General features: G+C 67.1%; 10 protein-coding genes and 1 pseudogene. 6 read left to right on the plus strand and 5 right to left on the minus strand.

All coding sequences use genetic code 11. The annotated features are described in order from the left end of the window. Nucleotides 1-33: 33 nt before the first annotated feature. On the minus strand, nt 34-1,266 hold the full coding sequence (locus ACLJRL_RS18645) for an aminotransferase class V-fold PLP-dependent enzyme (protein WP_410657476.1): 1,233 nt from the start codon (nt 1,264-1,266) through the stop codon (nt 34-36). Here ACLJRL_RS18645 and ACLJRL_RS18650 point away from each other — a divergent pair. Further along, complete coding sequence (locus ACLJRL_RS18650) at nt 1,265-2,656, plus strand: PLP-dependent aminotransferase family protein (RefSeq protein ID WP_410657477.1); 1,392 nt, start codon at nt 1,265-1,267, stop codon at nt 2,654-2,656. The genes ACLJRL_RS18645 and ACLJRL_RS18650 overlap by 2 nt on opposite strands. A gap of 108 nt (nt 2,657-2,764) precedes the next feature. Here ACLJRL_RS18650 and ACLJRL_RS18655 read toward each other — a convergent pair whose 3' ends face one another. Continuing rightward, nucleotides 2,765-4,555, minus strand: coding sequence for a right-handed parallel beta-helix repeat-containing protein (locus ACLJRL_RS18655; RefSeq protein ID WP_410657478.1), 1,791 nt, complete (start codon nt 4,553-4,555; stop codon nt 2,765-2,767). A 66-nt stretch (nt 4,556-4,621) separates the two neighbouring features. Between ACLJRL_RS18655 and ACLJRL_RS18660 the strand changes: the two genes are divergently transcribed. Continuing rightward, nucleotides 4,622-5,512, plus strand: a complete 891-nt coding sequence (locus tag ACLJRL_RS18660; protein WP_410657479.1) for a TetR/AcrR family transcriptional regulator — start codon at nt 4,622-4,624, stop codon at nt 5,510-5,512. 97 nt (nt 5,513-5,609) lie between these two features. Here the strand turns inward: ACLJRL_RS18660 and ACLJRL_RS18665 are convergent. After that, nucleotides 5,610-5,830, minus strand: a pseudogene (locus ACLJRL_RS18665) (NAD(P)-dependent alcohol dehydrogenase); the annotation flags it as partial. A gap of 43 nt (nt 5,831-5,873) precedes the next feature. On the opposite strand from ACLJRL_RS18665, the gene ACLJRL_RS18670 reads away from it, so the two are divergent. Further along, on the plus strand, nt 5,874-6,017 hold the full coding sequence (locus ACLJRL_RS18670) for a helix-turn-helix domain-containing protein (RefSeq protein WP_410657480.1): 144 nt from the start codon (nt 5,874-5,876) through the stop codon (nt 6,015-6,017). Here the strand turns inward: ACLJRL_RS18670 and ACLJRL_RS18675 are convergent. After that, entirely contained in the window at nt 5,992-6,849 is an 858-nt protein-coding gene (locus ACLJRL_RS18675) for an NAD(P)-dependent oxidoreductase (RefSeq protein WP_410657481.1), read from the minus strand. The two genes, ACLJRL_RS18670 and ACLJRL_RS18675, sit on opposite strands and share 26 nt — an antisense overlap. Before the next feature lie 51 nt (nt 6,850-6,900). Here ACLJRL_RS18675 and ACLJRL_RS18680 point away from each other — a divergent pair, with 51 nt between their 5' ends. Next, entirely contained in the window at nt 6,901-7,260 is a 360-nt protein-coding gene (locus ACLJRL_RS18680; protein ID WP_410657482.1) for a MerR family transcriptional regulator, read from the plus strand. A 61-nt stretch (nt 7,261-7,321) separates the two neighbouring features. Here the strand turns inward: ACLJRL_RS18680 and ACLJRL_RS18685 are convergent, their stop codons facing one another. Next, nucleotides 7,322-8,311, minus strand: coding sequence for a malate dehydrogenase (locus tag ACLJRL_RS18685; RefSeq protein WP_410657483.1), 990 nt, complete (start codon nt 8,309-8,311; stop codon nt 7,322-7,324). Nucleotides 8,312-8,759: 448 nt separating this feature from the next. Here ACLJRL_RS18685 and ACLJRL_RS18690 point away from each other — a divergent pair, with 448 nt between their 5' ends. Further along, nucleotides 8,760-9,401, plus strand: a complete 642-nt coding sequence (locus ACLJRL_RS18690) for a DUF4360 domain-containing protein (RefSeq protein ID WP_410657484.1) — start codon at nt 8,760-8,762, stop codon at nt 9,399-9,401. 282 nt (nt 9,402-9,683) lie between these two features. Then, nucleotides 9,684-10,328 carry a DUF4360 domain-containing protein gene (locus ACLJRL_RS18695; RefSeq protein ID WP_410657485.1) on the plus strand — a complete coding sequence of 215 codons (645 nt, stop codon included), beginning with the start codon at nt 9,684-9,686 and terminating at the stop codon, nt 10,326-10,328. Nucleotides 10,329-10,330: the final 2 nt, after the last annotated feature.

Raw genomic sequence — 10,330 nt, forward strand, 5'->3', positions numbered from 1 at the left:
AGCACCCCCAGTGCCCAGGCAGGGAAACCGCGATCAGGCGTGGCGGACGGCGAGTTCGGCCACCGCCGCGGCCACGTCGTCCACCTCTTGTTCCGTGTTGTAGTAGTGCGGCGAGAGCCGCAAGCACCAGTCGACGTCCTTGTCCCCGAAGTCGAACTGCGCGAATTCCCGGTAGCTCAGCGCGGAGTTGATCCGCCGGGCGTCCATGGCCGCCTTGAACGGGGTGGCTTCCCAGCCTTTGACCGAAAAGGTCACCAGCGCGCCCAGCTTCGGCCCCCGGTCCAGAACCTCGATCCCCGGCACGGCGGCGAGCTCGTCACGGAGCCGTGCGGCGAGCGCGGGCGTACGCCGTGAGATCGACTCCAGGCCGACCTCACGGGTATAGCGCGCCGCCCGGGCGCAGCCGAGCACTGTGGCGTAAGGGAATTCCCACTCTTCGAACCGCTTGGCCGACTCCGCCGGGTCGTACTCCCCGGGCGCGCTCCATCGGGCACCGTGCATGTCGATGAACAGTGGTTCGTGCCCTGCTTCGAGAAAGCGGTCGGAGACGAACAGGAATCCCGAGCCACGAGGACCGCGCAGGAACTTGCGGCAGGTCGACGTGAGCAGGTCGCAGCCGATCTCCTCGACGTCGACCGGATACTGCCCGACCGACTGGCAGGCGTCCACGAGGTAGAGCAGGCCGAGCTCACGGCAGTGCCGCCCGATCTCGGCGATCGGCTGGACCAGCCCGGAGTTGGTCGGGATATGCGTGGCCGCGACGAGTTTCGGCCGCCGGTCGCGCATGAGCGCTGCCATCGCCTCGACGTCCACACCGCCTTCAGCCGCGTCCGGGGCGTGCACGATCTCGACACCGAACCGTTTCCGTAGGGACAGGAACGCGATCTGGTTGGAGATGAAGTCGTTGCGGGTGGTGAGAACGACGTCGCCCGGTTCGAACGCGATCGACGACAGCGCCGTCGAGTAGGCATGGGTGGCGCTGGCCGCGAACGCGATGTTGCGCGGCCGGGCGTTGATCAAGGCGGCGATTTCGCGGTAGAAACCGTCCACTTCGGACGCTCGTGCCGCGGCGGCCTCATAGCCACCGATCTCGGCTTCGAGATTCAGGTGGTCGAGCATCGTGGCCAGGACCGGCTTCGCCAGGAGCCCGCAGCCCGCGTTGTTGAAGTGGACGACCTTGTCGCTACCGGGGGTGTCGGCTCGCAGGGCCGGAACGTCCAGTAGTGATTCCGTCCCGCTTCCAGTAGCACTATCATGTTCCCTCATGTCGGATAGTAGCACTTCTGCCTTGGTCGTCCAGTTGCGTTCACTGGTCCGAAGCGCGGCATCGGGGGACCGGTTGCCGAGCAGCCGTGAGCTGATCGAGCGCTACCGGGTCGGGCCGGTGACGGTGTCGCGCGCGATCGCTCTGCTAGCCGCTGAAGGCGTTGTCGTGACCCGTCCGGGGAGCGGTACCTACGTGGCTATGAAGCCGAGGTCCGCCGGTGAGCCCGTCGACACGGCTTGGCAGACCGTCGCGTTGACCGACCGCAGCGTCGACACCAGGTCTCTCACGGACACACTGGGGCCGCCGCCGGACGGCGCGATCCTGCTCGACGGCGGCTATCCGCACCGATCCCTTCAAGCGGCCCGGTTCCTGAGCGCGGCACTCGCGCGAGCCGGTCGCCGCCCGGACGCCTGGGACCGGGCACCCGCCACCGGATCGGCCGCGCTGCGATCAGTGTTCGCGGGCCCGGCGGGCGCGTCCCCCGACGACGTCCTGATCACCGCCGGAGGGCAGAGCGGGCTGTCGATGGCGTTCCGGGCCATCGCCGCTCCGGGAAGCCCGGTGCTGGTCGAATCGCCCACCTATCCCGGAGCGCTCGCCGCCGCGCGTGCCGCCGGACTTCGCCCGGTGCCGGTCCCCCTGGACGACGACGGCGTCCGCCCGGACCTGCTGGCCGAGGCTTTCGCGATGACCGGTGCCCGGCTTTTCTACTGTCAGCCCACCTTTCACAATCCGACCGGGACGGTGCTGGCCGCCGAGCGTCGCGAGCAGGTCCTGAAGGTGGCGCGGGCGGCCGGCGCGTTCGTGCTGGAAGACGACTTCGCCCGGTACCTGTCGCACGGGACCGCGGCACCGCGTCCGCTGATCGCCGACGACCGTGACGGAACGGTCGTCCACCTGACGTCGGTGACCAAGGCCGCCGCGCCAAGCCTGCGGATAGGCGCGCTGATCGCGCGAGGTCCGGTCCTGGACCGGATGAAGGCCGTCCGGCGCGTGGACGATTTCTTCGTCTCCCGCCCGCTGCAGGAGGCGGCGCTGGAACTGCTGAGCGCGCCGTCCTGGGAACGGCATGTCCGGAAACTGGGCGGGGAGTTGCGGGAACGGTGCGGAAAGGCGGCGTCGGCACTGGCCAGGGAATGTCCTGAGTGGACTGTCGCGCGGATGCCCGCTGGGGGACTGCATCTCTGGGTACGGCTCCCGGCGGGGCGCGACGCGAACGCACTGGCCCGCGCCGCGAGGGAGAGGGGAGTGGTGGTCGGGGCAGGGGAGCGGTTCTTCCCGGCCGAACCCGCCGGACCCTTTCTGCGACTGGGCTTCGCCGCCACGGCGGATCTCGCCGAACTCTCCGAAGGAATCCAGCGACTCGGCGAAATCGAGAGAAGTGTATAACGACCTATACGTCACCGCGACGGCGGTGCGTTTGTCTAGAGCAGGCTACGCGCGTGAGGGCCACCCTCAGGGACTCTGAGTCCCTGAGGGTGGCCCTCACGCGCTTTCTCAGGTCCGGCGCCCCGCCCGGGCGAGGATGTCGGCGCCCGCCGGGTCGGCCATGACCGCTTCCTCGAAGTTCTCCTTGGGCAGCAAGGTGTTGCCGGCCACGGTCACCGTCTTGGGCGGGTCGTCGTAGCCGTCCGGCCGGACGTCCCAGAAGTTGCCGACGAAGGCGACGTTCTCCATCGGCGGGCCGACCTGGAGCACGATCGGGGTATCGGCCCGGTGGACGATATTGCCGGTGACGGTGATCCACGCGGCGCCGTAATCGGTGTAGAGCCCGAAGTTGTACGAGGTGAGGACGTCGCGGATCACGTTGCCGCGGACCATCGCCCCGCCGGCGAACGACGATCCTTGCGGCGCGGAAAGGTAGATCCCGCCGCCGTCCATCAGCTTCCCCATGGTGCGTTCGACGAGGTTCGCGATCACCTGGGTGCCCTTGGCCCGGTCGCCGCCGGTGATCACGATGCCGTTGTGCGGGACGTCGCGGATCTCGTTATGCGCCACGGTGGTCTCCTCGGACTCGACCACCAGGACGGCGGGCGAGCCGCGGTACTCGGTGCCGATGTGATGGACGAGGTTGTCCTCGACCGCCACCCGGGTACTGCCGTGGATCGCGATCCCGCTGCCCGAGATCTCGTCGAAGACGCAGGCCCTGACCTCGACGTCGATGCTGTCTTCGATCACCACGCCACCCGCGCCGAGGCGGGTGAAGTAGTTATCTTCCAGCACGATCCGGCTGACCGAGTCGAACGTGACGTTGGCGGGCAGCTGGGCCGGGGTAGCGGGCACGTGGACGTAGCCCACCTCCGCGCCCAGGTCGATCTTCTGGAATTCGCCCTGCTCGTGGTGGGCGTTACCGTGAAAGTGCAGGTAACCGCCGATGCGGGTGGGGCCCGACCAGGCCGCGTCGGCGAACGTGAGGCCTCGCAGCACGATGTCGTGCACGCCCTTCCCGCTGACCAGCGTTTCGAGCACGGGCGCGATCACCGTCGTCTTGCCGATCTCCTCACCGGGGCGAGGGCGATAGTGCAGGACATGGTCGCCCGGCCGGGAACTGTCGACGGCGAACGTGCCAGGCTCGCTCAGGAAGGCCAAGTTGTTTTCGAGCACGGAAGGTGCGGCGAGGCCGTCCCAGGTTCCGTCGCCTCCCGCGCCGTACCACTTCGAGTCGTAGAGGGATTTGGCGTTGTCGAAGGCGGGTTGCGCCATGGTGATGGTGGTCGTGGAGTCGTCCCCCGAGATCGACGCGACCGTGAGGCGGGCTTCGGACCACGGGTAGACGCCGGGGTAGACGAACTCCAGTCCCGACGCGGCCGGCCAGGATTGAGGCTCCACACTGTCCGTGACGTAACCAGTGCTGGTTTTCGTCACGGAACCCGGGAGTCCAGTGTCGCGGGCCGCCCGGCTGGCGGGACGGCCGTCCACGGAAAGCCGTCGCGGCTCCAGAACGCCGATCGGTGCGGTCCAGACGCCGTCAGCCGCCGTCGCCCAGTCGGTGAACTCGCGGCCGCCGCTGAGCACGACGTCCTCCTGGCCGGGCGTTCCGTAGCCGTTCGCCTGGTAGATCACCCGGAAGCCGTTCTTGCCGGAATCGGAGCGTGTGTCTTCGAAGGCGAGTGGTTCTTCGAGGTGGTGGACACCGGCGGTGAACGCGACGACGATGTCCCCGGTCATCCCGGCGGTGAGGGCGCGGACGGCGTCCCGCGCCGCTCTGGGGGTGGCGAAAGGCTGGTCGGAGGTGCCTGGCCAGTCGTCCTGGCCGTCGGGAGACACGTACAACCTGATTTCGGGCATGGCGGAGGGCTCCTGGAAGTTGTTTATGCGATATACTCGGGTTTATCACTTAAACACGATCGAGCGATGAGCGTCAAGGGAGCAGTGGTGGCGGAAGGCGACGCGCAGCCGGATCCGGAGCGCGCGATCGAGCTCCTGTGGGGAGCGCCCGAACCGGATCGGCCCGGGTTGAGCCTCGGCCGGATCGTCACGGCCGCGATCGAGGTCGCGGACGCGGAAGGGCTGGCCGCACTGTCGATGCGCAAGGTCGCCGAACGCTTCGGTACCACCACGATGTCGCTGTACCGGTACGTGCCCGGCAAGGCGGAACTGGTGGAACTCATGCGTGACGCCGTCTACGGCGAGCTACCGCTCGAGCCGGCGGACGGGCTCGGCTGGCGAGACGGTCTCGAACGCTGGGCGCGGCGGGCGTCGGAAACGTACCGTCGTCACCCGTGGCTGGTCCACAGTGCCGGAACCCGGCGGTTGCCCGGCCCGAACATCATGGCCGGCTACGACCACGCGCTGGACGTCACCTCGCGGACCGGGCTGCCGCCGGCGCAGGTGATCGCCGTGGTGAGCCTGGTAGGCGGATTCGTCGAGTCCGCCGCGCGCCAGGCGGCAGACGCCGCGGAGCTTCAGCGACGCACCGGGCTTTCCCACGAACACTGGTGGAGCGAACGCGAGTCCCTGTTCGAGCGCTTCGACGCATACCCGGCCTTGGGAAAGCTTTGGGAGAGCGGGGGAATGGACGAGCCGCTCGACCCCTTCGAGTTCGGGCTGCAACGCACCCTCGACGGCGTCCAGGCGCTCATCGAAAGCCAGGGGAGTGAGGAAACGCGTGACGAAAGTGAACCAGGGGAGTGCGTGATGTGCGGCAAACCCTTGACCGGGGGAGCGCGGGGCAGGCCCCGCGACTACTGCTCCAGGGCCTGCCAGCAACGCGCCTACCGCCAACGCCAAGCGACCCGCGCGTGAGTCTCGAAGTGTATAACGACCTATTCAGCTCGGGAAAGAGAAAGATCAACTTCAGCTAACTACGGATCTACCTCAAACCGCAAGGACAGCGGTGGGATCACGGGATGAGGATGGCGCGGCCGCGGATCCGGCCGGCGTCGAGTGCGGTCTGGAACTCCTCGAGCGGGTAGCGGGCGGTGTGGAGTTTCACGCGGCCTTGTGTGGCGAGGACCATGAGTTCGCACAGGTCGGTTTAGGAGCCGATGAGGTTGATCTCGGTGGAGATGACGTCGGTGTTTCGCCGTAGCCGACGACGTGGTGGTCGCCCGCGTGCCGGAGCTTGTTCTCCGGGGTCGGGCACCGGTTGGGTCGGTTGCAGGCGATGGAGCGCGACGAGATCGTGCGGTGCCTGGCCGAGCCGGGGGCGACGGTGGTCGGCGCGGCGGAGAAGCTCGGGATGGGCCGGGCGACGCTCTACCGGAAGATGGGCCAGTACGGGATCAAGGCGCGGCAGTTCCGTTCGTGAGCGTGGCGAGCCGTGCGAAGCCTTCTGCTCCGTGTCCGGCGTCGATGGCTCGCTGGACTTCGGTGCGGGCGGAGCTGAGTACGCCGTTGTCGAGGCCGTTCGCCCGGACGGCGCTCAGGATGTTGTCCATGACGCCTGCCGTGGCGTCGAGCGTGCCGACGTCGCCGGGGAAGTGGCCCGCGGTGATCTGTCCGGCGAGCAGGTCGATCATGTCGGGGAAGAACCCGAGCATCGCCTTCGCGTGCCCGGCGATGTCGGTGGCGTCGATGTTCTCCGCTCCGGCGAGGGCGAACATGTGCGCGACGCCGCTCATCGACGTCCAGAGCATGTCCTGCAGTGCCGCGTCGAACGCGGCGGCGCGGCCGGGGTCCTCGCCGAGGTAGTGGGCGTTCTCGCCGAGCGCTGCGAGCGCCGGCCGGTGGATGTCGTAGGCGTCGCTCGGGCCGCTGTAGAAGAGGGCCGCTTCCGGGCCGCCGATGGCTTCGGGGGTGGCGACGATGACGCCGTCGAGGTAGTCGATGCCGTGTTCGGCGGCCCAGCCGGCCATGGCGCGGGCCTGCTGTGGTGAGCCGCCGCTGAAGTTCACCAGGGTGCGGCCTTTGAGGGTGTCGGTGTCGAGGATCGATCGGGCCGCCGGGTGATCCCGTACGCACACGATGACGAGCGGGCTCGCCGCGATGGCTTCTGCGGGGCTGCCGGCGACGGCGGCATCGAGGCCGCTTTCCCTTCCCGGGGTGCGATTCCAGACGGTGGTGGGCAGGTCGGCGGCGGCGAACGCGGCGGCCAGGGCGTGTCCCATCGGGCCGAGTCCGAGGACGGTCACTGAGGTCATGGCGGCTAAGCTAAACCTTCACATTGACGTCAGAGTCAAGCCTGGAGTGCGATGCGGATCGGGGAACTGGCGCGGCGGACGGGGATCAGTGAGCGCGCGCTGCGGTACTACGAGGAGCAGGGCCTGCTGACTCCGGAGCGGCGGCCGAGCGGGTATCGCGCCTACTCCGACGCGGATGTGGCGGTGGTGCGGCGGATCAGGATCCTGCTCGCGGCCGGGCTGAACACCGCGCAGATCCTCGAGGTGCTGCCGTGCATCGTCGACGAGGGCGGCCGGTTGACGCCGGACTGCCCGGAGCTGGTCGATGGCCTGCTTCGGCAGCGTGCCCGGATCGACGAGGCGATCGGTGAGCTGGAAGCGACGCGGGCGAACCTCGACACGATCATCGGCGGCGAGCGGCGGGCGAGCTGACGAACGAAAAGGCGGCCACATCCCACCGGGATGCGGCCGCCTCTCGTGAAAGGTCTCAGGCTCAGATGAGGCCGAGCTTCTTCACCGCGTCGCGCTCTTCGGCCAGCTCGTTGACCGAAGCGTCGATACGGGCACGCGAGAAGTCGTCGATCTCCAGGCCCTGGACGATCTTGTACTCACCGTTCGCGGCGGTGACCGGGAACGACGAGATCAGGCCGGCCGGGACACCGTAGGAGCCGTCGGACACGACCGCAGCGGAGGTCCAGTCACCCTCGGGGGTGCCGTTGACCCAGGTGTGGACGTGGTCGATCGCCGCGGAGGCGGCCGAGGCGGCGGAGGAGAGGCCACGGGCTTCGATGATCGCCGCGCCGCGCTTGGCGACGGTCGGGATGAAGTCGTCGGCCAGCCACTGCTGGTCGGTGAGGACCTCGGTGGCGGGCTTGCCGGACACCTCGGCGTGCGCGATCGAGGGGTACTGGGTCGCGGAGTGGTTACCCCAGATCGCGACCTTCTTCAGCTCGGTCACCGGTACGCCCAGCTTCTTCGACAGCTGCGCGAGGGCGCGGTTGTGGTCGAGGCGGGTCATCGCGGTGAAGCGGTCGGCCGGGACGTCCGGCGCGTGGGCCTGCGCGATGAGGGCGTTGGTGTTGGCCGGGTTGCCGACCACGAGGACCTTGATGTCCTCGGCCGCGCCGGCGTTGATGGCCTCGCCCTGCGGCTTGAAGATGCCACCGTTGGCCTCGAGCAGGTCGCCGCGCTCCATGCCCTTGGCACGGGGACGGGCGCCGACCAGCAGGGCGACGTTCGAGCCCTCGAAGGCCTGCTTCGGGTCGTCGAAGATGTCGATGCCCGCGAGCAGCGAGAACGCGCCGTCTTCGAGTTCCATCGCGGTGCCCTCAGCCGCCTTGACCGCCTGCGGGATCTCCAGGAGCCGCAGTTTCACCGGAGTGTCCGGGCCGAGCAGCTGACCGGAAGCGATGCGGAAGAGCAGCGCGTAGCCGATCTGGCCGGCCGCACCGGTGACGGTGACGTTGACAGGGGCTTGGGTCATTGCGGTTCTCCAGCTTGAGGCGACATCGACTTTGTACCGCGATGCTAGTCCTGTCCCGAGTCGCCGTCCGGGTGCGCCCAGTCACTGTTTTCTTGATCGATGCCGTCCCTGATCACCCGAGTGCGGTGCCTGATCACGTCAGGCACGCCTCCGCACGGCGCCACGGTGCTGAGACTGCGAGGCTCACCACAGTCAGACCGTTGTCTTCGCGGAATCGTCAACACCGAATCCGCGAAAGCCTTTTTCATATCGTGCGAAGTGAGTGGTGTTTTCCGAGCCGGTGGTGTTTTCTTCGGCTTCGGAAAACGGTTACAGAGTCCGGAACAATTTAATGAACCGATTGCCGGGACGGTTGCGGCCACTTGGCGGGCGGCACGGTGAAGATCGTTTCGCTAACATGAGTCCGCCCAGTTCCCCGCCCCCGTGTGGAAGTTTTGGGAAGGACCCCATGCTCACCGCAGTCGTTGCCGCCGTATCGCTGTTCTCTTCGATAATAACACCGAATAGCTGGTCGCCGCCGCCGGGACCGCCGCCCGACCGGGTCACCATCGACGTGATCACCGTCAATGGTTCCGGCTGCCCGCCGGGTTCGTCGGCGGTCGCCGTCGCGAAGGACAATAGCGCCTTCACGGTGACCTACAGTGAATACACCGCCCAGATCGGCGTCGGCGCGAAGCCCACCGACTTCCGGAAGAACTGCCAGCTGAACCTCAACATCCATGTTCCGCAGGGGTTCACCTATGGCATCGCCAGCGCCGACTACCGCGGGTTCGCCTCACTCGAATCGGGTTCCAAGGCGCTGCAGCGGGCGAATTACTACTTCCAGGGTAATTCTCCGACCGCGCAGGTGAGCCACTCGGTCAACGGTCCGCTCGTGGACAACTGGCAATTCCGCGACGAGGCCGAGGGTGGCGTCATCATCTACAAGCCCTGCGGCGAGGACCGGAACCTCAACGTGAACACGGAACTGAGGGTCGGGGCCGGTACGTCGGACCCGAAGAAGACCACCAGTTTCATCACGATGGATTCGACCGACGGTTCCTTCAAGACCACCTATCACTTCTCGTGGAAGACCTGCCCGGCCTCCTGACATCTCCAGGGTGACGGCCTGCTTCCCAGCTCGGAAGAAGGCCGTCGCGCCTGTTCACGTGCCTGGCCGGGCCTTCCTCGTCCGGTCCGAGGGCGCTGCTGCTCGTCGTCGCCCTGTCCGGCGGCGACGAGCGTTCTCGATGAACCCTTTTATCAGTGTCACCGCATTCATCGGTGACCGAAACCCGTTTTCGTCCGATTGGCGGGCGGCAGGGGAGAGATCGTCTCGCTAATATCGAATTCGCCCAGTTCCCCGCCGTGTGGAAGTTTTGGGAAGGATCCCATGCTCAATGCGCTGGTTGCTGCCGTAACGCTTTTCTCCTCGGTGGTCAGTCCGAATGGCTGGGTGCCACCACCGTTGCCCGCCGATAAAATCGTCATCGACGTCGTGACCGTTAACGGAACAGGATGCAGACCGGGCACATCCGCTATTTCCGTGTCGCCGGACAACACCGCTTTCACGGTGACCTACAGTGAATACACGGCTCAGGTCGGCATCGGTGCGAAACCGACCGATCTGCGCAAGAACTGTCAGCTCAACCTCTACGTTCACGTGCCGCAGGGATTCACCTACGGTATCGCGAGCGCGGATTACCGCGGTTTCGCCTCGCTGGCCGCGGGGGCCACCGGGCTGGAACGAGCCAACTATTACTTCCAGGGCAATTCGCCGACGTCCTACGTGAACCACAACCTGAAGGGCCCGTTCGAGGACAACTGGCAGTTCACCGACGAGATCGAGGTCGGCGCCATTGTCTACAAGCCCTGCGGTGAGGACCGGAACTTCAACATCAACACGGAATTGCGGGCCGCGGTCGGCACTTCCGATCCGAAGAAGACCACCAGTTTCGTCACCATGGACTCCACCGACGGCGCCATCATGACCACGTACCACTTCTCCTGGAAACCCTGTCCCAAACCGAAGAACTGATC

It is taken from the genome of Amycolatopsis sp. lyj-112 (genome assembly GCF_046549055.1).
Taxonomy (GTDB): Bacteria; Actinomycetota; Actinomycetes; order Mycobacteriales; family Pseudonocardiaceae; genus Amycolatopsis.